Genomic DNA, 24,609 nt, shown 5'->3' with positions numbered 1-24,609 from the left:
GCGGCGAGGCCCTCCCGCCCCGCGGTGCCGTCGGGTGGGAGGGCGCGCTCAGTCGGCGTCGAGGCCGATCTCGGCGAGCAGCAGCGACGCCACCCGCCACGGCTCGATGCCCGCGGTTTGCCGGGCACCCGGTGGTGGTGCGGCCGCGCTGACGGGGCGGGCGCGGCCCGGGCCGCGGAACGCGCGTCTCTTCGGCACGCGTGACCTCGCGAGCCGCGTCCGGGGTCACACCGACGCCACCGCCATGAGAGCGACGGATGCCGCCATCGCACCGATCTGGGCACGGTCGAGCCGAGCCCGCATCCGACGCATCATCTCGAGAGACAGCACCGCGTACACCGCCGCCGTGCCGAGCAGCACGGGCGCCAGGGCGAGCCCATGGGCGTGGCCGGCGGGGGCGGCGTGCCCGCCCATGCCGAGCTGCAGCCCGCCCATCACGACCATTCCGAGCGTCGTATGGACGGTCATGAGCACGGGGACGTGCGGCGTCCGGCGTTGACGCGGCCGGCGCCACACGGTGAGTGCGATCGCGCCGGCGAGCAGGAGCCCCGTCCACCAGACCGGAGCGACCACCCCGAACACCGCGGCATCCAGCATCGCCAGGAGCATGAGGGCGGATGCCAGGACCTCGGGCGGCCGCACCCGCGCGCGATCGGCTGCCAGACAGCAGGCACCGACCGCGGCAGGGGCGACCGCCGCCACGTGGAGGATCTCGCTCATCGCCTCAGCAGTGGCATTCGGCGGCCGGGGCGTCGCCCGCGTCGTGGCCGTGCTCGTGCTCGGATGCGTGCGCGGCGGGCGAGCAGTGCGTCGAGGCCGGTGCGGGCACGTTCAGCACGGGGTTCCGCTCGAAGAAGTTGTACGGCTTGAGCGTGAACTTGGCGTAGTCCATCGGCATGACGGGCCAGTCCTCGTTGCGGGGGAAGTGCGTGAGCCCGAAGGTGTGCCACAGCACCACGTCTTCGCCCACGAGCGGCTCGTCGCCGGCGATGAATGCCGGGATGCCGGCACCGCCGGGGTGCTGGTTGACGAAGTCGCCCGCGGCGTAGCGCTCGTCGGGGTCGTACTTCGTGACGTACAGGCTCTTCGTGGCGAACGCCGCACGGGCGGCGATCGACGACGTGTCGTCGGCGAGCAGCATCGGCGTCTCGGTCGGGAAGAGCACGTACGAGGTCGCCTGACCGCGTTCGGTGGTCTTCTCGGTCGAGGCGATCTGCCAGACACGGTTCACGGAGCCGTCGGCGAGACGGCCCGAGACCTTCTCGCTCGTGAGGGGAGTGACACTCTTGGTGAAGGCGTTACCGGCCGGGTTCTCGGCCGAGATCGGCACGCGCACGGCGTCGATCTCGTTCACGACGTTCGCGACGCCGTCGACCGTCATGTCCAGGCGGGCCGAGAAGAGGTGCTGGTGGTACGGGGCTCCTAGACCCGGTGCCACCTCCGAGGCGTACGGGTAGCCCTCGCCCGGGTAGGCCGAGGTGAACAGGATGCCGGTGAGCTTGGCCTCGCACTCGATGGTGCCGTCGAGGTAGAGGTACCAGTAGAAGCCGTAGTCGTAGTTGCCGACGGTGGTGAAGAACGAGATCACGAGACGTCGGGAACGGCGCACCTCGCTGGCGCCGGTGAAGATGTCGGTGTGCTTCCAGAGGGTGCCGAAGTCCTCCTCGTGCATGCACACGGCGTTGCGGACGGTCCGCGGCATCCCGTTCTCGTCCGAGAGCACGGCGTCGACGTAGGTGATGTCGCCGACGCAGTCGCAGCCGAGTGCGAGCTCGTTGGTGTAGCGGCCGAAGAGGTACTCACCGGTGTCGAAGTAGTTCTGCCAGAAGCGGTTCGGGGCGGGGTCGGCGTAGGGCACGATCATCTCGCTGATCGAGCCGCGGTACATCACGGGTCGTCCCGCGAACGACAGCTGGCGCAGGATCAAGCCCTCGCGGGTGTCGAAGCCGATGCGCAGGTCCCACTCGCCCCACGAGACGTGCTCGCCGTCGACGGTGAAGCTCGACCCTTCGGGCTGGGTGATGACGATGGGCTTCAGTCCCTCGAGCGGCGGGCCCTGCAGCTCGGGGTCGTCGTAGTTGCCGTGCGTCTCGGGCACGGTGAACCCGGGGGTGTCGATGATCTCGGTGACCCGGCGGTCGGCGACGTCGATGTAGGCGGTGAGGCCGTCGACGGGGTGCGCCCACGGGTGGTCGCCGGGGTGGTCCTGACGGAACGCGAAGGCGCGCAGCACGCGCCGACCCACCTCGTTCTCGTAGCCGTAGTGGCCGGCCGAGAGGGGCACGAGGACGACGTCGGCGGTCGTGAGCCCGCGCGCGGCGAGGGCCGCGACCCACTCGGCGCTCTCGCCCGCGATGACCCCGACCTCCTCGAACTCAGCGTCGAGGATCGGGAGCTGTCCGTCCGAGCCGTCCAGCTCGGTCTGACGGAGCACCTGACCGGTGGACAACGACACGACGAGGTCGAGCGAGTGCGCCGTGCGCAGGTTGAGCAGCTGGACGCGTGCCCGGCGCTCGGGGAAGGGGCCCTCGCCCCGCTCCCATGCCAGCACCTCGCCCTTCGGGGCTTCTTCGAGGCCGACGTAGGCGAAACGGGTGGCTTCGTCGAGCCCGTCGAGGCTGGAGGCGATCGCGTGCACGGCGGTGATCTCCTCGGGCGACAGGGAGGCCAGCGGGTGGGCGGGCGTCGCGGGCGCGGTGAAGGCGGTGGACGTCGGGTCGGTGAGGGTCATGATGTCTCTTTCGGGTGGAGCGGGAGGGAAAGGGGCGGGAGGGATGCCGCGACACCGGGCCGCGGCATCCGGTCATCCCGCGATGGCGTCGGTGAGCTTGGCGTAGGCGGCGGGGCGGCGGCGCCGGATCCAGGCGGCTTGGGCGTACCCGAAGGCGGGGACGACCACCACGAGCGCGAGCAGGGCCCAAGTGACCGCGCCGAAGGTGGGCGCGCCCTGGGCGTCGACGTCTCCGACCATCACGGGGAAGTAGGCGACGATCACCACGGCCGAGATCGCAAGCCCCACGAAGCCGAGCGCCGGCGCGATCATCGTGTTCCACGGACGACGGTCCTGGCGGTTGCGCGAGAAGTACACGATCACCGCGACCGAGGTCACGGCCATCAGGATGACGATGGCCACGGTCGCGACGCCGGAGAGCCAGGTGAACACCTGCAGGAGGGGGTCGAGTCCGAGCAGGGCGAACGCGGCGAGCAGGACACCCGCCGTGACGGTCTGCACGATCGACGACACGTGCGGCGAGAGGTGTCGTGCGTGCACGCCGGACACCGCCTCCGGGAGGACCCCGGCGCTCGACATCGCGTGCTGGTAGCGCGTCAGGACGTTGTGGAACGACAGGACGCACGCGAACATCGAGGTCAGCAGCAGGACGTTGACGATGACCTCGCCGACCGTGCCGAGGTACAACGCGACGGTGCGGAGCATCAGCGTCGCGGGGTTCTCCGCGGCGGCGGCGAGTACGCCGTTCGGTCCCCAGGCCATCACCAGTCCCCAGGTCGACACGGTGTAGAAGACCCCGATGCCGATGACGGCGCCGTAGGTCGCCCGCGGGATCGTGCGGTCGGGGTCGCGCGCCTCGTCGCGGAAGATGGCGGTGGCCTCGAAGCCGATGAAGGCGGCGATCGCGAACATCAGCCCCACTCCGGGCGAGCCGCTGGCGATGTTGGCGGGCTCGAAGGGCGCGAGGCTCAGTCCCTCCGGGCCTCCGGTGGCGACCACCGCGCCGACCAGGACGAGGACGATCGCCACCTCCGCGATGAGAAGGACGCCCAGCACCTTGCTGGACAGGTCGATGTGCCGGTAGCCGAGTATCCCGACCAGCGCGACGGTGGCCAGCGCGTACAGCCACCACGGAAGATCCGGCCCGCCCACCGACACGATGGTGATCTCGAGCAGGTACCCGACGTAGCCGTACACCGCGACCTGGATGGTCGTGTAGGTCAGGATCGCGGTCCACGCCGCGGCGAGCCCGGAGGGGCGTCCCAGGCCGTATCCGATGTAGGTGAAGAAGGCGCCGGGGCGGGGGACGTGCCGGGTCATGGCCGCGAGGCCCACCGCGAACAGAAGCAGGATGACGGCGCTGACGGCGTACAGAGCCGGGTAGCCGACACCGTTGCCGATCAGGATGCCGAGCGGGCCGGCGCCGCCCACGACGGTGAGCGGCGATGCGGCGGCGACCACCATGAAGATGATCGCCGTGACACCGAGGGAGCCCTGCAACGTCCGCTTCGCCGACGCCGCCACTCCCTTCGATTCGAGTTGGGTCATTTCCAGTCCTCCGGAGTTCGGGTGAGGGTGCGCGGTTCGTGAGTCGAGGTTCCCGTGGCGTCGTTGCCGGACCGTGTAGTCGTCGTGAAGGTGTGCCCACACCGAGTGAGACGCCCGCCGGGGGTGTGTCTCAGTCGAGGTCACGAGCACGAAACACGCGGGTCGCCCGGGTGCAACGCCCGCCGCGTACGGTCGGCAGCACCCGACGGAGACCACGTGAACGCACTCGCTCGCGCCATCGCGCGCCCCGACCCTGTCGCCGGCTTCGGCGACCGGTCGCCCCTGCACGGGCTCGACAGGCGTCGGATCGGCATCGTCGACCTCGCCGCTCAGTCGATCGCGGCGGTCGCCCCGGCCGCGGCGGCGACGACGGTCGTCCTGCTGGTGGCGGGTGTCGCTCCCGGGGCGACGGTCACCGCGATCGTGGCCGCGGCGATCCTGAGCCTGGGGGTTGCCCGGACGATCTCGCAGTTCGCCCGTCGCTTCGCCGCCACGGGCGCCCTGTACACCTACACCGCTCGCGGTCTCGGCACACGGGCCGGCCTCGCCGCGGGGGCGGCGATCCTCACGGGGTATGGCGCGGTGGCGATGTTCGCCATGCTCGGCGGCGCGTACTACGCCACCTACCTGGTGTCGGGGCTCTGGCCGTCGATCGACCGAACGATCGTCACCGCACTGTTCCTCGTGGGTCAGGGCCTTCTCGTCGCGTTCGTGCTCGTCCGCGGCATCCGGATCTCCGCCCGTGCCGCTCTCGTCGTCGAGACCCTGTCGGTCGCCCTGATCGTCGTGCTCCTCATCGCGCTTCTGGTGCGCATCCGTCCGATCGACCTCGCCGCGGTCGCGGGGGTGGGAACGGCACACCTCGATCCGACGGCTTTCGCGGCGGGGGCGGTGATCGCCCTGACGGCGTTCGTCGGGTTCGAGTCCGCAGCGACGCTCGGCGTCGAATCGGTGTCTCCGTTGCGCAACGTCCCGCGCGCGATCACCGGCACCGTCGTTCTGTCCGGCCTTCTCTACGTCCTCGCGGCGCTGACCCAGGTGGCCGGGTTCGACGCCCTCGGAGCCGATCTGGCGACCAGCGTCTCGCCGGTCAACGAGCTCACCGAGGCGTACGGTCTGGGCGGATGGGGGGTGGTCGCCGATCTCGGCATCGCGGCGTCGTTCCTCGCCTGCGCGATCGGCACGACCACCGCGCTCGTGCGGGTGCTGTTCGCGCTGAGCCGCGACGGGGTGCTCCCGGACGCCGTCGGACGCGCGCATCGGCGCTTCGGTACCCCGGCGGCGGCCGTCGGGTGCGCGCTCCCGGTCATCACGGCTGTGCCGGTGCTCGTGGTCGCCGCGGGGATCGACACCCGCGACGCGATGCACGTCACGATCGGGGTGGGGGCCGCGGGGTACATCGTGGCCTACATCCTCGTCTGCGTCGCCGCCCCCGTGTTCCTCCGCCGCATCGGTGAATCCACGGTCGGCGTCACGGTGGTCGCGGGGGTCTCGGCGCTCGCCCTCGCCGCGGCCCTCGTGTCGTTCTTCATCGACGACGCGGCCGAGGGTGGGCCGGTCGTCGCGATCGTCGCGGTGCTGGCCGCCGTGTCCGCCGCCGTCATCTCCGTCCTCCGTCGCCGGCACGGCCCGGGGGCGCTCGGTGTCTACGACGAGCCGGTCGCGGCGCAGGTGCTCGGGGGAGTGGTGTCGCCGCGGCATCCCGGCGATGCGTGAGCAGCCGGCGCTCGCCGCACGCCAGCCCGGTGCCGTGCACTCCGCGCTCGCCGTCCTCGAGGCCGTCGCCCAGCTCGGCGCCGGGGTGAGCGCCCAGCGGATCTCCGCCGAGCTCGGCCTCCCGCGTGCCACGACCTACCGTCTCGTGAACCTCCTCGTCGAAGACGAGTACCTCGTCCGCACGCCGGATCTCGCGGGGTTCGCGCTGGGCGCGAAGGTCGCGCAGCTGGCGGCCGTCGTCGCTCCGCCGGCGCGTCTGTCGTCGGCCGCGCGGGCGGTGCTCGCCGAGGCGCGCCTGACCGTACGCGGGGGAGTGCACGTCGCGCTGTTCGTCGACGGGCGGGTCGCGGTGGTCGATGCCGATCCCGACTTCCCCCTGTCGGACGAGGCGCGTCTTGCGCGCGAACCCGCCCGGTACGCGCTCGGCCGACTCATGCTGGTGTCGCAGGGCGACGAGGGCACGCCCGAACTCGACCGCGCGCGCGACGACCTCGCACGATGGGGGGCGACACGCCAGAGCGGAGAACTCGTGGCCGCGTCGGGGTGTCTCGCTGTGCCGATCGTCGATGCGAGCGGCCTGGCGGCGGGCGCCGTGGCGTTCTCGGGGCCGCGACACCGTGTCGACGACCCCGTCGACGTGCTGTCGGCCCTGCGGCCGGCCGCCGACGCCCTCGCCCCGCTGATGGTGTGACGCGCATCGGGTAGGCTGTACTCGGCTCTCCGCGTGGCGGTATCCCGGCCAACTCCCCCAGGACGGAAACGTAGCAAGGGTAACCAGGCTCTACCGGGTGCGCGGAGGGTCTTTTCTTTGCCCGGAAGCCTCGGCTGCGCGACGGGATGCCGGCTGAGTTGCGCGCTTGTCGGACTGCGGTCCCGTCACCGGGAGGCGAAGGGCCCGTCGAGAACCGCCCACTGCAGCAGCATGATGGTCTTGGCATCCTGGATCGATCCGTCCCGGATCATCGAGAGGGCGACATCGATGTCGTACTCGAGGATCTCGATCTCCTCGTCCTCCTCGGCGAGGCCCCCGCGGTCGCCCTCGCGCTCGGCGCCGTCGTAGGCCGCGGCGAAGAAGTGCAGCCGTTCGGTGACCGAGCCCGGACTCATGAAGGCGTCGAAGACGTGCTCCACCTCGGCTACCCGCACGCCGGTCTCCTCCTCGGCCTCGCGGCGGATCGCGGTGACGGGGTCGTCGTCGTCGAGCAGGCCCGCCGCGGTCTCGATGAGCATGCCGTCGGGGTGGTCGTTGACGTAGATCGGGTAGCGGAACTGTCGCGTGAGCAGGACGGTCCGCCGTTCGAGGTCGTAGAGCAGGATCGTCGCGCCGTTGCCGCGGTCGTAGGTCTCGCGGGTGAGGGTGGTCCACTCGCCGTCGTCGCCTCGGTACCGGAACGTGGTCGCGCGCAGCACGTGCCATCCGGCGGCGAGGAGCTCGACGCCGGTGACCTGCACACGGGGGTTCCTGTCGAGGTCGAGTCCGGTCCGGTCGAGGCCGGAGCGGCCGCGGTGGTCGGGAACGGTGGAGCCGGGTGGGGGGAGGGTCATGAGTCGGAACGATAGTGCAGAAACGTGCAAGAATGCGAACGTGATGCTCGCCGCCGCCCGCAAGGACGCCCTCCTCGACCGCCTTCGCCGCGATGGCCGACTCGTCGTGAAGGACGTGGCCGTCGAACTCGGTCTGTCCGAAGACAGCATCCGCCGGGACCTGCGAGAACTGGATGCCGCGGGCCTGGCCGTCCGCGTCTACGGCGGCGCCCTCCCGGCATCGCCGGCCGTCGCCGACTACTCCGCGCGTGCCGAGGTCGCCCGGTCGAGCAAAGCACGTGTCGCGGCGGCGGCGGTGGCCGTGATCGAGCCGGGCGCCACCGTGCTGCTCGACGGCGGTACCACGACCCTCGCGATGCTCGACGTGCTACCGCGCTCGTTCTCGGGAACCGTCATCACGCACTCGCCGACGATCGCCGCGGGGCTGCTGCACCACGACGCGGAGGTCATCGTCCTGGGCGGGCGCATCTTCAAGCACTCCGCCGTGGCCTGCGGGGCAGCCGCGATGGAGGCGGCCCAGAACATCAGCGCCGACCTCTTCTTCCTAGGGGTGACGGGCGTGCATCCCGAGGCCGGGCTGTCGACGGGAGATGCCGAGGAAGCGGCGATGAAGAGAGCGCTCGCCGCCCGCGCGGCCGAGACGTTCGTTCTCGCGAGCGAGGAGAAGCTGGGCGCAGCCTCGCGCTTCGGCATCCTGCCGCTGGACGGGGTGACCGGGATCATCGCCGACCTCGATCCCGGGGCCGGGCTCGCGGGAGAGCTGCGCGCGGCGGGAGCGCGCCTGCTTCCGGCGTCGCCGTGATCACTCGACGCCGAAGCAACCCCGCAGCGGTGTCGGAGGCGCGCAATAGGCTGGACGCGTGACGCAGAGCATCTACATCACGTCGGCCGAAGGTCATTCGGGCAAGTCCTCCGTGGCCCTGGGCGTCCTCGACGCGCTCAGTCGTGTGACGCCGCGCGCGGGGGGTGTTCCGGCCCATTGCGCGATCCACCGCCGAGCGCGACTACGTGCTCGAGATGCTGCTCGACCACGACAGCGTCGACCTCGACTACGACGACTGCGTCGGCGTCACCTACGACGACGTCCGCGACGACGCCGATGCGGCTCTGGGGCGGATCGTCGAGCGCTATAAGGCCGTCGAGGCGCGGTGCGATGCCGTCGTGATCATCGGCAGCGACTACACCGATGTCGGAAGCCCCGCCGAGCTGGCGTACAACGCCCGGATCGCGGCCAACCTCGGTGCCCCCGTGCTCCTCGTGCTGGGCGGTCGCGCGCAGCAGGGCCACAGCGAGACACTCGGCATGTCGGTCGCCCGTACCCCTCACGAGGTCGGCCAGATCGCCTCGCTCGCGGTGGCAGAACTCCAGCACGAGCGAGCGGCGCTGTTCGCCGTGATCGCGAACCGCGCCGATCCCGATCACCTCGACGAGATCATGGCATCCGTCCGCCAGGTCGTCGACGCGGTGCCGGTCGGTGCGCCGGCCGAGCAGCGCAGCGTCCCCGTGTGGGCCCTCCCCGAAGACCGGTTCCTGATCGCCCCCTCGGTGCGCGGCGTGCTGCGCTCGGTCGAGGGTGAGCTGATCAAGGGCGACCCGGCCCTGCTCACTCGCGAGGTCCTCGACGTCGTCGTGGCGGGCATGTCGATGGTCAACGTCCTCCCGCGTCTCAAGGAGTCGGCGGTCGTGGTCATCCCGGCCGACCGCAGCGAGGTGCTCCTCGCCGCCCTCCTCGCCAACGCCTCGGGCACGTTCCCCTCGCTCGCGGGCATCGTGCTCAACGGCGGCTTCGAACTGCCCGACGCGATCGTGCGCCTGATCGACGGGCTGGGCTCGCCGCTGCCGATCATCGCCACCGACCTCGGCACCTACGACACGGCCGTGCGCATCATGAACACGCGTGGCCGTCTCGCCGCCGATTCGCAGCACCGCTACGACACCGCCCTGGCGATGTTCGAGCGCCACGTCGACACCGAGCTGCTCACGCGCGAGCTGGGCGTGGCCCGCCCGAGCGTGGTCACCCCGCTCATGTTCGAATACGGCCTGGTCGACCGTGCTCGCAGCGACCGTCGCCGCATCGTCCTGCCCGAGGGCACCGACGATCGCGTACTGCGGGCCGCTGCCACCGTTCTCTCGCGCGGCATCGCCGACCTCACGATCCTCGGCGAGCCGATCGAGGTGCGCGGGCGCGCGATCGAGCTCGGCATCGACATCCGCGACGCCGAGGTGCTGAGCCCCTTCGACGCCGTCCACGTCGACAAGTTCGCCACCGAGTACGCCCGGCTGCGCGCCCACAAGGGCGTCACCTACGCGCAGGCCGCCGACACCGTCACCGACGTGTCGTACTTCGGCACGCTCATGGTGCACCTGGGCCTCGCCGACGGCATGGTGTCGGGCGCCGCGCACACCACGGCCCACACGATCCGTCCGGCCTTCGAGATCATCAAGACCGCCCCGGGTGTCTCGGTCGTCTCGAGCGTGTTCCTCATGGCCCTCGCCGACCGCGTGCTCGTATACGGCGACTGCGCCGTCATCCCCGACCCCACCAGCGAGCAGCTCGCCGACATCGCCGTGTCGTCGGCCGCGACCGCCGAGCAGTTCGGCATCGCGCCGCGCGTGGCGATGCTGTCCTACTCGACCGGCGAGTCGGGCACCGGCGCCGACGTCGAGAAGGTGCGCACCGCCACCGCCCTCGTGCGCGAGCGGGCGCCCGAGCTGCTGGTCGAGGGCCCCATCCAATACGACGCCGCCGCCGACGCCGCCGTGGCCCGGGCCAAGATGCCCGACTCCGAGGTGGCCGGGCGCGCGACGGTGTTCGTCTTCCCCGATCTCAACACGGGAAACAACACCTACAAGGCCGTGCAGCGCTCGGCCGGAGCCGTCGCCATCGGGCCGGTCCTGCAGGGGCTGAACAAGCCCATCAACGACCTGTCGCGCGGCGCTCTCGTCGACGACATCGTCAACACCCATCGCCATCACCGCGATCCAGGCCCAGGGGGGCACCCAGTGAGTGTCGTCCTCGTCGTCAACAGCGGGTCGTCGTCGTTCAAGTACCAGCTGCTCGACATGGCGCGTGAACAGGTCCTCGCCTCGGGACTCGTCGAGCGCATCGGCGAGGGCACCGGCGTCGCGAAGCACACGGTGAAGGCGGCGTCTTTCGGCGCAGCGGGCGAGCCCGTGCCGACGGTGACCGATGCCACTTCGACCATCGAGCGCGAGATCGCCGATCACACGGCGGGCTTCGCCGTCATGCTCGAGGCCTTCGCGCAGCACGGCCCGTCGCTCGACGAACGCCCGCCCGTCGCCGTCGGGCACCGGGTCGTGCACGGTGGGGCGCGGTTCTTCGCACCCACCGTCGTAACCCCCCTCGTCGAGATCAACATCGACGAGCTCTCGGTGCTGGCGCCGTTGCACAACCCGGCCAACCTCGCCGGGATCGTCGCGGCCAAGAAGGCCTTCCCCCACGTCCCGCACGTGGCCGTCTTCGACACGGCGTTCCATCAGTCCCTCGCCCCCGAGGCGTACACCTACGCGATCGACCGCGAGGTCGCCGAAGCCCACCGCATCCGTCGCTACGGATTCCACGGAACGAGCCACAAGTTCGTCAGCGAAGCCGCCGCGGCCTTCGTCGGCCGCCCTCTCGGCGAGCTCAAGCAGATCGTCTTCCACCTCGGCAACGGCGCCTCGGTCGCCGCGATCGAGGGGGGCCGCTCGGTCGACACGTCGATGGGACTCACCCCGCTCGAGGGACTTGTCATGGGCACGCGTTCGGGCGACCTCGACCCCGCGGTGCTGCTGCAGCTCGCCCGTCGCGCCGACATGTCGATCGCCGACCTCGACACGCTCCTCAACAAGCGCTCCGGCCTGCTGGGTCTGGCGGGTGTGTCCGACATGCGCGACATCGGAGAGCGCAGAGAGGCCGGCGACCCGTCCGCCCAGCTCGCCTTCGACGTCTACATCCACCGCCTGCGCGCGTATGCGGGCGCGTATCTCGCGCAGCTCGACGGCGTCGACGTCATCTCGTTCACCGCGGGCGTGGGCGAGAACGCCGCCGCCGTGCGAGAGGGCGCCATGGCCACCCTCGGCTTCGCGGGCGTCGAGATTGATCCCGAGCGCAACGCCTCGCGAGAGCGCGGCATCCGGCGCATCTCCACCGACGCCTCGCGCGTCCAGGTGCTGGTCGTCCCCACCGACGAAGAGCTCGAGATCGCCCGTCAGACCCTCTCCGTCACCGGCTGAGTCGCTCGCGGCCCCTCACCTCTTCGAACGGCCCGCCGTGCAACCGGCTCGGTCCGCCCCCGACCGCTACCCTGAGATCGCCGCGCATCGGCGCCCGTGACCCGCACCCCGATCTGGAGCCCGCCGTGACCGACAGCCCCGACCTGCCCGACCTGCCCGACCTCACCGCTTTCGAGGGAGTGTTGTTCGACCTCGACGGCGTGCTCACTCCCACGGCCGAGGTCCACATGCGCGCCTGGAAGACGATGTTCGACGAGCTGTTCGCGGCGTGGAAGATCGAGCCGGCCTACACCGATCGCGACTACTTCGAGTACGTCGACGGCAAGAAGCGGTACGACGGCGTTGCGAGCCTGCTGCGCAGCCGCGACGTCGAGGTCCCGTGGGGCGACCCCTCCGACGATCCGTCCGAAGACACCGTGTGCGGAGTGGGCAACCGCAAGAACGAGGTGTTCTCGCGGATTCTCCGTAGCGAAGGCATCGCGCCCTACCCGGGTTCGGTCGCCCTCCTCGATCTGCTGCAGGCCGCGGGAACCCCCATCGCCGTGGTGTCGAGCTCGAAGAACGCCGTCGAGGTGCTCGACGCGGCCGGCATCCGCGAGCGCTTTCCCGTCGTGATGGACGGCGTGATCGCCGAGCGCGACAATCTCTCGTCCAAGCCCGCCCCCGACGTCTTCGCCGAAGCCGCACGCCTGTTGGGCGTCGACCCCGCCCGATCCGTCGCCGTCGAAGACGCTCTGAGCGGCGTGCAGTCCGCCGTCGCCGCCGGTTACGGCGTCGTCGTGGGCGTCGACCGAGGCGTCGGGGCGGACGACCTCCGTGCCGCCGGGGCCACCGTGGTCGTCGACGACCTCGCGGCGTTCGTAGACTGAGCCGTCGCCACCCGCGACACGCGTCATCGCCCGCCCCCATCGGCGAGACCGAGCACCATCCGCGCGAACGGCCCGTGGCCGCCTCGCGCCTACCCGAACCTGCCACCGGAAGGCACGCCCCGATGATCGATCGCGATCGTTTTCCCGTCGACGAATGGCGCCTCGTCGAAACCGAGTTCTCCCTCGACGACGTGGGGGTCACCGAGACCCTCTTCGCCGTCGGCAACGGGTACCTCGGCTTGCGCGGCAATTCCATCGAGGGGCGCTTCGCCCTCGAACAGGGCACCTTCATCAACGGCTTCCACGAGACGTTCCCCATCCGGCACGCCGAGCAGGCCTACGGCTTCGCCGAGGTCGGGCAGACGATCATCAACGCTCCGGATGCCAAGGTCATGCGCGTCTACGTCGATGACGAGCCGCTCTCTCTCGACGTCGCCGACGTCCGCGAGTACGAGCGCGTGCTCGACATGCGCCAGGGAATCCTCCGCCGCAACCTGCTGTGGGTCACGCCCTCGGGCAAGCGCGTGCGGATCGAGGACGAGCGTTTCGTCTCGTTCGACGAGAAGCACCTCGCCGTCCTCCGTCTGACCGTGACGGTGCTCGACGCCGACGCTCCCGTCACCGTGAGCAATCAGCTGCTCAATCGTCAGGACGGCGAGGGGATCTACGGCGGCTCGCCCATGGCATCCAAGCAGTCCGGTTTCGACCCGCGAAAGACCGAGAAGCTCAGCGACCGCGTGCTGCAGCCGCGCGAGTACTGGCAGGACGGCAACCGTTCGGCGCTCAGCTACGAGGTGAGCGAGTCGAACATGACGCTCGCCGTCATCGCCGACCACCTCGTCGAGACGGAGAACGAGTACACCTCGCGTCAGCTCGTCGAGCCCGACATCGCCAAGAACATCTACCGCGTGCACGCGAAGGCCGGCGTGCCCACCACGATCACCAAGCTGGTGAGCTATCACACCTCGCGGGGCGTCCCCACGGGTGAGCTGCTCGATCGCTGCCGACGCACGATCGATCGTGCGGTCGAGACGGGGGTCGACGGGCTCGTCGAGAAGCAGATCGCCTGGTACGCCGACTTCTGGGACCGCTCCGACGTGCGCATCGGCGGTCACGGCGACCTGCAGCAGGCCACGCGCTGGTGCCTGTTCCAGCTCGCGCAGGCCGCGGCCCGCGCCGACGGACAGGGTGTCCCGGCGAAGGGCGTCACCGGTTCCGGGTACAGCGGTCACTACTTCTGGGACACCGAGGTCTACGTCCTGCCGTTCCTGGCGTACACCTCGCCGCTCTGGGCCCGAAACGCCCTGCGCATGCGGTACCTGATGCTCCCTGCCGCCCGCAAGCGCGCGCACCAGCTCAACGAAGCGGGTGCCCTGTTCCCGTGGCGCACCATCAACGGCGAAGAGGCGTCCGCTTACTACGCTGCCGGCACCGCGCAGTACCACATCAACGCCGACGTCGCCTTCGCCCTGGCGAAGTACGTCCGCGCGACGGGGGACGAGGAGTTCCTCGCCCGCGAGGGTGTGGACATCGCGGTCGACACCGCCCGCCTCTGGTCGACGCTGGGCTTCTGGCGCTCGAGCGACGCCGCCGAAGACGGGGAGCGCGACTCGTTCCACATCCACGGTGTGACCGGACCGGACGAGTACACCACCGTCGTCAACGACAACCTCTTCACGAACGTCATGGCGCGTTTCAACCTGCGCTTCGCCGCCCGCACGGTGCGCGACCTCGCCGAGAACAACCCCGAGGCCTATGCGCAGATGGCCGACCGCATGAACCTCGACCCCTCCGAGCCGGAGCGCTGGGACAAGGCGGCCGAGGCCATGCACATCCCGTTCAGCGAGGCCCTCGGCATCCATCCCCAGGACGCCGTCTTCCTCGAACGCGAGATCTGGGACCTCGAGAACACCCCGCCCGACCAGCGCCCCCTGCTGCTGCACTTCCACCCGCTGGTCATCTACCGCTACCAGGTGCTCAAGCAGGCCGATGTGGTGCTCGCGCTGTTCCTGCAGGGAAATCACTTCACGGATGCCGAGAAGCTCGCCGACTTCGAGTACTACGACCCGCTGACGACGGGCGATTCGACGCTGTCGGCGGTCGTGCAGTCGATCTTGGCGGCCGAGGTGGGCTACCAGGACCTCGCCTTGGAGTACTTCCGGCAGGCCGCCTTCGTCGACCTCGGAGACCTGCACCACAACGCCTCGGACGGCGTGCACGTGGCATCGGCCGGTGGGGTGTGGACCGCCCTGGTGAGCGGCTTCGGCGGCATGCGCGACCACTTCGGCCTGCTCACCTTCGACCCGCGCCTTCCGGCCGACTGGCCCGAGCTGTCGTACGTGCTGCACTGGCACGGCACGCGCCTGGACATCACGCTCACCGAGACCGCGCTGACGCTGCGCGCCGGGGGAGAGGGCGACCCCGTCACCTTCGCGGTGCGCGGGGCGACGTACACCGTGGCTCCGGGTGAGACCGTGCGCGTCGCGCTCCACGGGCAGGGCCCGGTGCGGCCGGGTCGGCCCTCGATCCGCCAGCTCGAGGGCTCGGTGCGCGAGGACGGCACGCTCCTGTCGGCCTCGGTGCCGATCGTCACGACGGCGATTCCGATCGTCGGCGACGACGACGGGCCGATCGCGGTCGGGCTCGACGGCGGTTTCTGAACCACCGACGCGGCGGCATCCTCCGGGATGCCGCCGCGTTCGGCGTTTCGGGCGCCGCCGCGCGATGACGGCCCGGGGCTCGGCATCCGGTGTTCTGGCGGGGTCTATCGACGGCGGCGGATGCGATGTCGGAGGTACGCCGTAGGCTGGTGTGGTGACGACAGCCCTGTACCGCCGATACCGCCCCGAGGCGTTCGGCGAGATGATCGGGCAGTCTCAGGTGACCGAGCCGCTCATGACCGCACTGCGCAGCGATCGCGTGGGTCACGCGTATCTGTTCTCGGGTCCGCGCGGCTGCGGTAAGACCACGTCAGCCCGTATTCTCGCGCGTTGCCTGAACTGCGCCGCCGGCCCCACCGACACCCCGTGCGGCACGTGCGACAGCTGCGTCGAGCTCGGTCGCGGCGGCGGCGGATCGCTCGACGTGGTCGAGATCGACGCGGCGAGCCACAACGGCGTCGACGACGCCCGCGACCTCCGCGAGCGCGCGATCTTCGCACCCGCGCGCGATCGCTTCAAGATCTTCATCCTCGACGAGGCGCACATGGTGACGCAGCAGGGCTTCAACGCGCTGCTCAAGCTCGTCGAGGAGCCGCCCGCGCACGTGAAGTTCATCTTCGCCACCACCGAGCCCGAGAAGGTGCTCGGCACGATCCGTTCGCGCACGCACCACTATCCCTTCCGGCTCGTTCCGCCCGCGGCCATGCTCGAGTACGTCCAAGAGCTGTGTGAGACCGAGGGCGTCGGCGTCGAGGCCGGTGTGCTTCCGCTCGTCGTCCGCGCCGGTGGCGGATCGCCGCGCGACACGCTCTCCCTGCTCGACCAGCTCATCGCCGGCTCCGACGCGGACGCGGGCGGTCACGTCCTCGTGCGGTACGAGCGCGCGGTCGCGCTCCTCGGTTACACGCACTCCGAGCTCCTCGACGAAGTCGTCGACGCCTTCGCCGCCAACGACGGTGGGGGAGCCTTCGCCGCCGTCGACCGGGTCGTGCAGACCGGTCAAGACCCGCGTCGTTTCGTCGACGACCTGCTCGAGCGCTTGCGCGACCTGATCGTGGTGGCAGCCACAGGCGCGGGCGCCTCGGCGATCCTGCGCGGCATCCCCGACGATGAATTCGATCGCATGTCCCGTCAGGCGACGGCGTTCGGCGCGCCGCGCCTCTCGCGCACCGCCGACCTGGTGGTCGCCGCCCTCGACGAGATGACCGGGGCCACGTCCCCGCGCCTGCAGCTCGAGCTGTTGGTCGCACGCGTGCTCACCCACGCCGGCGTCGCCCAGGGCACGTCGCCCGCCATGGCGCACGATCTCGAGGCGACGCGCGGCGGCTCGCATGCCTCCGCTCCGGCCCCCGCGACGGGAAGACCGGCGTCTCCCGCGGCCGACATCGCCTCTCCCGGCACATCGCCGGCGTCCCCCGCGGTGGCGAGCCCCGGAGGATTGCGAGTTGCCGCGCCCGGGATCGCCTCCCCGGGCAGCACTTCTCCGGCGGTTGCCGCTCCCTCTGTCGCGCCCGGGATCGCCTCTCCCGGCAGCACTTCTTCGGCGGTTGCCTCCCCCTCCGTCGCGCCCCCGACTGCGTCTCCCGCGGTCGCTTCTCCCGGTGTCGCCGCGCCAGCCGCTGCGTCTGCCGGGAAGATCGCGTCGCCCGGTATCGCCGCACCGGGTGCCGCAGCACCCGGTGTGGCCGCACCCGGTGCCGCTTCGCCCGCTCCGGCGGCACCCGCCGCGGCCTCACCGGGAAAGTCGCAGGCCGTTCCGGTGCGCCCGGCCGATGCAGAACCGCCCTCTTTCGGACCGAGCGACGACGATGCACCGCCGCCGTTCACCGACGACGACGCTCCTCCGCCTTTCGACGACGACGAGCAGTCGCCGTCTGAGACGGCAACGCCACCCGCGCGCGGCGCAACGGGGGCGATCTCCCCGTCGGGCCCGAGCCCGTCCGACCAAGAAGACACTCGGGCGTCGGCAGGATCGCCGTCGCGCCCCACCGCGCGTGCTGCGGCGTCTGCGGGTTCCGGTCGTGTCGAGGCGTCGGACGACGTCCACCCGTTCGACACGGCTCCGACTCCGCAGACCGCGTCGTCCGAACTCGACCCCGAGCCCGAATCGGCGCCCACCGAGGCCCCCGCGGCAGCAGCCCCGCGCCACGACGCCGCTGCGTCCTCGGCGTCGGAGTCGGCTGCACAGCGACCCGCCGCGGCGTCGACCTCGGGCGCGCCGTCCGACGACACGGAAGAGGCCTCGCCGCTCGAGCCGACCGCGCCCACGCCGCCCGCCACCCCCGTAGGCCCGATCGAGCTCGGACACGTCCGCGACGCGTGGCCCGAGGTGCTCGGCCAGCTCGAGGTCGCGAGCCGGTCGTCGTGGCTCATCGTGTCGACCGCCGCCGTCGCCGCCTTCGAGGGCGACGTGCTCACGCTGGCATTTCGGACGGGGAGCGATCTCACCGCCTTCAAGACGCGCACCCCGGAGGGCGGCCCGAGCGAAGATCTCCGCCAGGCCATCCAGGCGGTCCTCGGCGTCCGGGTCAAGTACCTCGCGCGCCTCGAGGGAGACGGTCACGGGGGATCCGGTCCCGGCGGCTCCTCGCGCGGCCCCTCGGCTCCCACGAGTGGCCCGGCGTCGGGCGCTCCCACGACCACGACTCCCGCTCCGCAGGGTTCGGCGCCGTACTCATCGTCGGTGACCGAGTGGGCCGTCGCGCCGATCCCGGCATCCGACGGCTCCGCCCCGGCGGCGATGCGGGTCCCTGCGGCTCCGTCCACGGCCCTCGCCGTCGATGACGAGCCCGACGAGGCGACCGCGGTCGCCCCCTCCGAGCTGCACGAGGGCGTTGTCTTGCCGCCGCGCGAGGTCACCCCCTCGGTGGCCGCACCGGACGAGGTCGACGACGACGACGTCATCCCACCGGTCGACGAGGCCGAGGCCCCGCTGCCGCCGGTCGTCGTTCCGCGCATGGCCCCCCTCAGCGGGGGCGTCCAGCGCTACGGCGAAGCCGTGGTGCGCCAGATGCTCGGGGCGAACTACGTGCGCGATGAGCCCTACGAGCCCCCGACGAGGTTCACCTGATGTACGACGGCATCGTCCAAGACCTGATCGACGAGTTCGGCCGCCTTCCGGGCATCGGCCCGAAGTCGGCTCAGCGCATCGCATTCCACATCCTGCAGTCGCCGTCGTTCGATGTATCGCGCCTGTCGACGCTGCTCGGAGAGATCCGCGACAAGGTGAAGTTCTGCGAGATCTGCGGCAACGTCTCCGAGCAGGACCGCTGCTCGATCTGTCGCGACCCGCGTCGCAATGCGACCTTGATCTGCGTGGTCGAAGACGCCAAAGACGTCGCGGCGATCGAACGCACCCGCGAGTTCCGCGGCCTCTACCACGTGCTGGGCGGCGCCATCAGCCCCATCGCGGGGATCGGTCCCGACGATCTGCGTGTCACCCAACTCATGCAGCGCCTCGCCGACGGCACCGTTCAAGAGGTCATCCTGGCGACGAACCCCAACCTCGAGGGAGAGGCCACGGCGACCTACCTCAGCCGGCTGCTGCACACCCTCGAGATCCGCGTGACGCGTTTGGCATCCGGTCTCCCCGTCGGCGGCGACCTGGAGTACGCCGACGAAGTGACCCTGGGCCGCGCCTTCGAGGGGCGTCGGACGCTCTGACGTCCGTGCGCGCGGGGTCAGGGCATCCCGGCACCCCCACTACCGCCGCACGCGCGCTCGCACCGGGGAATACCCGACGGGTCGCCCGCACGGGCTGGCCCCGGGGTGCGCCGCTACCGCCGCACGCGCGCTCGCACCCGGGTGACGCTCGACAGGGTCGCCCGCACGGGCTGGCCCAGATAGATGCCGAGAGACGCACCGACGGCGAGGGCGATGCCGATGGTCGCCGCCCCGGCGAGCGTGGTGACCCCGGTCATAAGCACGGCAGGATCCTGGCCCGACTCCACGATCCCGAGAAGACCGCGGAAGACCGCGGCACCGGGCACGAGCGGGAGGATCGCCGCGGTCGTGATCGCCACCGAGGGCACGTGCAACCGGTAAGCGACCACGATGCCCGCGAAGCTTCCGACGAAGGCTCCCACGCCGCTCGCGGCGGCGACCTCGAAGCCGAGGCCGGAGGCCGCGACGTAGCCCGCCCAGGCCACCAGGCTGAGGGCGGCGCTCACCACGACGATGCGCGCGCCGGCACCGTTGAACACCGCGACAGCGATGGCGATCACCGCGGCTCCCACGAACTGGACGCCGACGGGTCCGAGCGGCAGCGCGTTCGACGGCGGCGACATCCCCATCCCGAGAACGCGCACCGTTTCGAGCCCCGCGAGAATCCCCAGCACCACGCCGAGAGTCTGCGTGGTGAGTTCGAGGATGCGTCCCGTCGCGGTCAGAGCGAAGCCGTCGATGGCATCCTGTGCCGCGCCCACGACGGTAAGACCGGCGAGCATCAGGACGATTCCGGATGCCACGATCACCGACGGTCTGATGGCCGCGGCCGCGTCGAGACCGGTGTAGCGCAGCAGCGGCGACAGCGCCGCGAAGACGGTGAGGACGAAACCGCCGGCGATCTGCGCGAAGAAGTACGGCACACGCGCGCGCGCCAGCACGTATTGCGTGGTGGCGGCGAGGGCCGCGGCGATGAAGGACAGCACGAGGGCGAGCCAGTTCGCCCCGAACATGATCGCCACTCCCGCGGCGAGCGACGCCTGTGAGGCGATGACGATCGCGGGGCGATAGCGGAAGGGCAGGCGACGGATGGCCCGACACCGCACAATCGCATCGTCGAGCCCCAGGCCGCCGGTGATCTCCTGCACCAGGGCCTGCAGGCGCTGCAGCTTCGCGTGGTCGGGGACCGAGCCCCGCACCACGCGCAGCAGGGTGGTCGGGTGGCTCGCGCCCGGGCGGCTGTGCGCGATCGTGATCGAGTTGTAGGTCACGTCGACGTGCACCGGGTCGAGTCCGTACGCCCCGCACACCCGAACGATCGTGAGGGTCACCTCGTTGGCCGGGGCACCGACGACGAGCATGGTCTCGCCGATGCGGATGGCGAGATCGAGAGTGCGCGTCGACAGGGCCTCATCGATGATCGGAAGCAACGTCGTGTCGGGGGAGGAGACCTCGTCGACATGGACGAGCCGGCGCAGAGACGACAGCAGTCGGCGCGGGGTGGGGGACAACCGCGGGCCTCCAGAGAAGGGGGAGAGAGGGAGGGTTCGATCCTATCGACGGGCTCTGCGATTTCTCCCGGCGTCGACCCATGACGGAGGCGGTATGCGCCCGCCTCTAGGATGATCCTCGGGCGCGGCACGAGCGCCCCGTCGTGGCATCCCGACGCGCGACCTCTCCGGGAGTTCTCCTCATGGCTCTGATCGTCCAGAAGTACGGCGGTTCGTCCGTCGCCGACGCCGAGAGCATCAAGCGGGTCGCCAAGCGCATCGTCGACACCCGCCGCGCGGGTCATGAGGTCGTCGTCGCCGTCAGCGCGATGGGCGACACCACCGACGAGCTGCTCGATCTGGCGAACCAGGTCGCGCCCATCCCTGCGCCGCGCGAGCTCGACATGCTGCTCTCCAGCGGGGAGCGCATCTCGATGGCGTTGCTGGCGATGGCGATCCACTCGATGGGCTTCGAGGCGCGCTCCTTCACCGGCAGCCAGGCCGGAATGATCACGGATGCCACGCACGGCGCAGCCCGCATCGTCGATGTCACGCCCGTCCGCCTTCGCGAGGCGCTCGACGAGGGAGCGATCGTGATCGTCGCGGGCTTCCAGGGCTTCAACCGCGACACCCGCGACATCACGACCCTCGGTCGTGGCGGATCCGACACCACGGCCGTGGCGCTCGCCGCGGCGCTGAAGGCCGATGTCTGCGAGATCTACAGCGACGTGGACGGCATCTTCACCGCGGATCCCCGCGTCGTGCCCCTCGCGCGCAAGCTCGACCGGGTCGGCAGCGAGGAGATGCTCGAGCTCGCCGCCAATGGCGCGAAGGTCCTCTACATCCGCGCGGTCGAGTACGCGCGTCGTCACGGCGTCCTCATCCACGCCCGTTCCACGTTCAGCTCGGGCGAGGGCACCTGGGTGCTCGACGCTTCGAAGACCTCCGCACTCGTCCCCGAAAGAGAAGTCATGGAAGAGCCCATCGTCGCCGGCGTCGCCACCGACCTCAGCCAGGCCAAGATCACCGTCATCGGTGTGCCCGACGTGCCCGGCAAGGCCGCCGACATCTTCAAGATCGTCGCCAAGTCCGGCGCGAACGTCGACATGATCGTGCAGAACGTCTCGGCCGCTGCCACGAGCCGCACCGATATCTCGTTCACGCTGCCCAAGACCGACGCCACCGCGGCCCTCAAGGCGCTCGCCGCGGAGCAGGCCGAGGTCGGGTTCGAAAGCCTCGTGCACGACGACCAGATCGGCAAGCTCTCCGTCGTCGGCGCGGGCATGCGCACGCACTCGGGCGTTTCGGCGACTCTCTTCGAGGCGCTCAGCCTGGCCGGCGTCAACATCGAGATGATCTCGACCTCCGAGATCCGCATCTCGGTCGTGGTGCGTGGTGTCGACCTCGCCGAGGCCGCCCGTCTCGTGCACACGGCCTACGGGCTCGACGGTGACGCCGAGGCGACCGTCCACGCCGGCACCGGTCGCTGATCACCGTCTCGCCTCGACGCGCAGGATGTCGCCGGGCGCGGAGGTCGCCGCGTTCCAGAACGACGCAGGCGCGTCTCGGGATGGCGTGATCGGTGACGCCGACTAGTTCGACGTCTCCCGTCTTTCCTGATCGGTCCGGGGAAAGGGCTCCGGCAACCGGTCACCCGAGAACGACCAGACGATGATGTACAGCACCGCGCCGATGAGGAAGAGCCCGAGAAGGACCACTCCGGCGATCGCCCCCGGCCACAGGAGCACGAGCAGTCCGGCGGGTCTCGTCATCGCGCGCGAGACCAGGCCGCGGGTCATGAGCTGGAACAGGACCACCAGCACACCGCCCGCGTAGGCGCTGCACAGTCCCAGGGTCAATCCGAGAGTGCCGAGGGGATCGCCCGCCGTGGCGTAGACGACGATGCCGATGAGGTCGAGGACGAGAGCCCCCGCGATCGCCCACGAAGTGAACTTCGACAGGGGCCCATCGTCCATCCGAGACGCGACGATGGAGCGGAACAGGTCACCCAGGTTGCGCTGCATGCGCCGGAGCCACAACCCCAGGATGGCGATGGCTCCCGAGAACAGGAGGGCCTGAACGATCGCGCCGGCGAGATGACCGAGGCCGGTGTCGATGCGCCATCCCCACAGGCCGCCGGTCGGAACGCAGACCGCGAGCAGGGCCACGCACAGGCCGAGGACGACCGAGACGGGGAAAACCAGCGCCCTGCTGGCGGCGAGCTCGAAGAAGACCTCGTTGTCGTCGTCGCCGGGGGCCTTCGCCACGCGACGAGCCGTCTCGAGGAGGGCGTCGGATCCGCGCTGACCCGGTCCGCCGAAGACGGCGAGGACGCGTTGGGCATCGTCGTTCGTCGGGTCGATGCGCAGCGCGGAGGCGGCACTCTCGCGAGCTTCGCGCGAGCGGCCCACCTTCCACAAGCACGTCGCCCGCGCGAGGTGCAGATCGACGTCATCGGGCTGCGTCTCGAGCGCACGCTCGAGGGCGGGGATGGCCTCGGCGGCGCGACCGAAGGCATGCAGGACGCGCGCGTAGGTGAACACCGCGAACGAGACCTCGGGGGCCAGTGCGTACAGACGGTCGGCGGCGTACAGGGCCTCTGCCTCCTGGGCGGTCTCCATCTGGGTGAGGGCCAGCAGGCGCCACGCCCACGCGTCGTCAGGAAACGATGACACCGCGCCTCGGGCGAGCGGCGTGAGTTCGTCCCAGCGCTCCAGCTCGACCAGGGCCTCTCCGACGATCCGCTGTGCTTCCGCGTTGCCGGGGTCCCGCGCGAGCACCGCTCCCGCCTCCTTCAGTGCCTGTTGACGCCGTCCGAGACTCAGCAGCGTATCGGCGTTACGGAGTGTCCGTGCGTCGTCGCTCACAGGCGGCGCACGCTTTTGAGGTAGTCGCGCAACTGGGTGAAGGTGCCGTCGTCTTCGCCGAAACGGACGATGTTACGGGCCGCCTCGAGCCAGGGGCCCGTAGACGAGGTGGTCTGAGCGACGCCATGTCGCAGATCGTCCATGCCGATGAGACGCGCCGTGCCGGTTCGTGCGCTCTCGAGCAGCGCGTTCTCGCTCGCGACCTCGCAGACATAGGCGATGTCGGCGCCGCTGTAGCCGTCGGTCAGCCGTGCGAGCTCCGCGAGATCGACACCCTCGACGGGACGGCGGGCCAGGTGGTGGCGGAAGATGGCCCGCCGAGCCTCATCGTCGGGAGGGAGGACCAGCACCGTGCGGTCGAGGCGGCCCGGTCGCCTCAAGGCGGGATCGACATCCCACGGCTGATTCGTCGCCGCAAGGACGAAGACGCCCTCGTTGTCGCTGGCGACACCGTCGAGTTCTTCGAGCAGGGCGACGACGACCCCGCGCATCCCGCTGTGGCGGGCCTGCGAACGGCGCTGCCCAATGGCATCCAACTCGTCAAGGAAGATGACCGTCGGGGCGTCGCGGCGCGCAAGCTGGAAGAGGTCTCGGACGTTGTGCTCGCTCTCGCCCATGTACCGGTCGAGGATGTCGCTGATGCCGACGGAGAGGAACGACGCCCCGAGTTCGCCGGCGATCGCACGGGCGATGAACGTCTTGCCGCACCCCGGCGGTCCGTACATGAGCAGTCCGCCCCGCAGGCTCTTGCCGTAGAGCGCACGCAGCTCGGGATTCTTCAGCGGGGCGAGGAACGCCGCATTCAGCCGCTCTTTCACCTGGGACATGCCGCCGACATCGGTGAGGGTCGTCGTGGGTCGCTGCAGGTCGTGCGCGTCGAACGCCGGGGCACTCTCGCCGTCGACGAACGCGGGCCGCGCGATGTGACCCACCTCGGTCTCGGCGGCCGACCAGTCGAAGCCGGCCTCCGGACGGGGTGGGGAGGGAGGGGCCGCAGGTCTGAGGCTCGCCGGGTCGGGGGCCGCGGGCGCACCCAGCGCTCGAGCGAGCAGTTCGCGGGCCCGCGAGTCGGCGGGGGAGTGCGATAGAACGGTGCTCGCCTCTGAGACGGCCTGGTCTGCGAGTCCGCGTTCCCAGAGCTGCGTCGCGAGATGCAGACGCAACTCGTCGTCGAGTGGTGCGGCCTCGACGGCGCGACGCAGGGCTTCGATCAGCGGGTCGTTCATCGGTCTCCTCGCGACGGGGGTGCCCTGCCATTGTGGGCGAGACCACCGACACGTGCCA

17 protein-coding genes, 1 other RNA gene and 1 pseudogene are annotated in these 24,609 nt (G+C 70.6%); 11 read left to right on the top strand and 8 right to left on the bottom strand.

What is annotated here, in order from left to right:
• Positions 1–48: 48 nt before the first annotated feature.
• The 4 genes from QE416_RS01000 to QE416_RS00985 all read right to left on the bottom strand — a co-directional run bounded on the left by QE416_RS01000 (position 49) and on the right by QE416_RS00985 (position 4,279).
• Positions 49–198 (bottom strand): hypothetical protein, encoded by a 150-nt coding sequence (locus QE416_RS01000; RefSeq protein WP_307312866.1) that lies wholly within the window; start codon positions 196–198, stop codon positions 49–51.
• Between the two features lie 27 nt (positions 199–225).
• On the bottom strand, positions 226–720 hold the full coding sequence (locus tag QE416_RS00995; RefSeq protein ID WP_210073552.1) for a hypothetical protein: 495 nt from the start codon (positions 718–720) through the stop codon (positions 226–228).
• A gap of 4 nt (positions 721–724) precedes the next feature.
• Positions 725–2,731, bottom strand: coding sequence for a primary-amine oxidase (locus QE416_RS00990; RefSeq protein ID WP_210073554.1), 2,007 nt, complete (start codon positions 2,729–2,731; stop codon positions 725–727).
• A gap of 72 nt (positions 2,732–2,803) precedes the next feature.
• Positions 2,804–4,279 carry an APC family permease gene (locus QE416_RS00985; RefSeq protein ID WP_307312865.1) on the bottom strand — a complete coding sequence of 492 codons (1,476 nt, stop codon included), beginning with the start codon at positions 4,277–4,279 and terminating at the stop codon, positions 2,804–2,806.
• Positions 4,280–4,495: 216 nt separating this feature from the next.
• On the opposite strand from QE416_RS00985, the gene QE416_RS00980 reads away from it, so the two are divergent.
• The 3 genes from QE416_RS00980 (at position 4,496) to ffs (ending at position 6,803) form a co-directional block, all read left to right on the top strand.
• Complete coding sequence (locus QE416_RS00980) at positions 4,496–5,995, top strand: APC family permease (protein ID WP_307312864.1); 1,500 nt, start codon at positions 4,496–4,498, stop codon at positions 5,993–5,995.
• Positions 5,988–6,686, top strand: coding sequence for a helix-turn-helix domain-containing protein (locus tag QE416_RS00975; RefSeq protein ID WP_210073559.1), 699 nt, complete (start codon positions 5,988–5,990; stop codon positions 6,684–6,686). Before QE416_RS00980 ends, QE416_RS00975 begins: the two co-directional genes overlap by 8 nt.
• Positions 6,687–6,706: 20 nt before the next feature.
• Positions 6,707–6,803: signal recognition particle sRNA small type (ffs, locus tag QE416_RS00970), an RNA gene on the top strand.
• 68 nt (positions 6,804–6,871) lie between these two features.
• On the opposite strand, the gene QE416_RS00965 is transcribed toward ffs, so the two are convergent.
• Positions 6,872–7,540 carry an NUDIX domain-containing protein gene (locus QE416_RS00965; RefSeq protein ID WP_307312863.1) on the bottom strand — a complete coding sequence of 223 codons (669 nt, stop codon included), beginning with the start codon at positions 7,538–7,540 and terminating at the stop codon, positions 6,872–6,874.
• A 43-nt stretch (positions 7,541–7,583) separates the two neighbouring features.
• Between QE416_RS00965 and QE416_RS00960 the strand changes: the two genes are divergently transcribed.
• From QE416_RS00960 to recR, 7 genes and pseudogenes are all read left to right on the top strand, one after another.
• Positions 7,584–8,342: a DeoR/GlpR family DNA-binding transcription regulator gene (locus tag QE416_RS00960; protein ID WP_307317830.1), complete on the top strand. Its 759-nt coding sequence runs from the start codon at positions 7,584–7,586 to the stop codon at positions 8,340–8,342.
• 58 nt (positions 8,343–8,400) lie between these two features.
• Positions 8,401–10,547 (top strand): annotated as a pseudogene (pta, locus tag QE416_RS00955) (phosphate acetyltransferase).
• On the top strand, positions 10,544–11,776 hold the full coding sequence (locus QE416_RS00950; RefSeq protein WP_267787739.1) for an acetate/propionate family kinase: 1,233 nt from the start codon (positions 10,544–10,546) through the stop codon (positions 11,774–11,776). Before pta ends, QE416_RS00950 begins: the two are co-directional and overlap by 4 nt.
• Before the next feature lie 125 nt (positions 11,777–11,901).
• Positions 11,902–12,645, top strand: coding sequence for an HAD family hydrolase (locus tag QE416_RS00945; protein WP_373458828.1), 744 nt, complete (start codon positions 11,902–11,904; stop codon positions 12,643–12,645).
• A gap of 122 nt (positions 12,646–12,767) precedes the next feature.
• On the top strand, positions 12,768–15,305 hold the full coding sequence (locus QE416_RS00940) for a glycoside hydrolase family 65 protein (RefSeq protein ID WP_267787735.1): 2,538 nt from the start codon (positions 12,768–12,770) through the stop codon (positions 15,303–15,305).
• 154 nt (positions 15,306–15,459) lie between these two features.
• Positions 15,460–18,375: a DNA polymerase III subunit gamma and tau gene (locus QE416_RS00935; protein ID WP_307312862.1), complete on the top strand. Its 2,916-nt coding sequence runs from the start codon at positions 15,460–15,462 to the stop codon at positions 18,373–18,375.
• The gene (gene recR, locus QE416_RS00930) at positions 18,375–18,968 is read left to right on the top strand and encodes a recombination mediator RecR (protein WP_056229546.1); all 594 of its coding nucleotides are present in this window, start codon (positions 18,375–18,377) and stop codon (positions 18,966–18,968) included. Before QE416_RS00935 ends, recR begins: the two co-directional genes overlap by 1 nt.
• A gap of 113 nt (positions 18,969–19,081) precedes the next feature.
• Here recR and QE416_RS00925 read toward each other — a convergent pair whose 3' ends face one another.
• Entirely contained in the window at positions 19,082–20,479 is a 1,398-nt protein-coding gene (locus QE416_RS00925) for a threonine/serine exporter ThrE family protein (RefSeq protein WP_307312861.1), read from the bottom strand.
• A 182-nt stretch (positions 20,480–20,661) separates the two neighbouring features.
• Here QE416_RS00925 and QE416_RS00920 point away from each other — a divergent pair, with 182 nt between their 5' ends.
• On the top strand, positions 20,662–21,948 hold the full coding sequence (locus QE416_RS00920) for an aspartate kinase (protein WP_210073576.1): 1,287 nt from the start codon (positions 20,662–20,664) through the stop codon (positions 21,946–21,948).
• Between the two features lie 102 nt (positions 21,949–22,050).
• Here the strand turns inward: QE416_RS00920 and QE416_RS00915 are convergent, their stop codons facing one another.
• Both QE416_RS00915 and QE416_RS00910 read right to left on the bottom strand, forming a co-directional pair.
• Complete coding sequence (locus QE416_RS00915; RefSeq protein ID WP_307312860.1) at positions 22,051–23,325, bottom strand: tetratricopeptide repeat protein; 1,275 nt, start codon at positions 23,323–23,325, stop codon at positions 22,051–22,053.
• Positions 23,322–24,551, bottom strand: coding sequence for an ATP-binding protein (locus tag QE416_RS00910; protein ID WP_267787727.1), 1,230 nt, complete (start codon positions 24,549–24,551; stop codon positions 23,322–23,324). The genes QE416_RS00915 and QE416_RS00910 overlap by 4 nt, the downstream gene beginning before the upstream one ends.
• Positions 24,552–24,609 lie beyond the last annotated feature (58 nt).

Source organism: Microbacterium sp. SORGH_AS_0421, from assembly GCF_030818635.1.
Taxonomy (GTDB): domain Bacteria; phylum Actinomycetota; class Actinomycetes; order Actinomycetales; family Microbacteriaceae; genus Microbacterium.
This window is presented reverse-complemented; position numbering and strand designations above follow the sequence as displayed.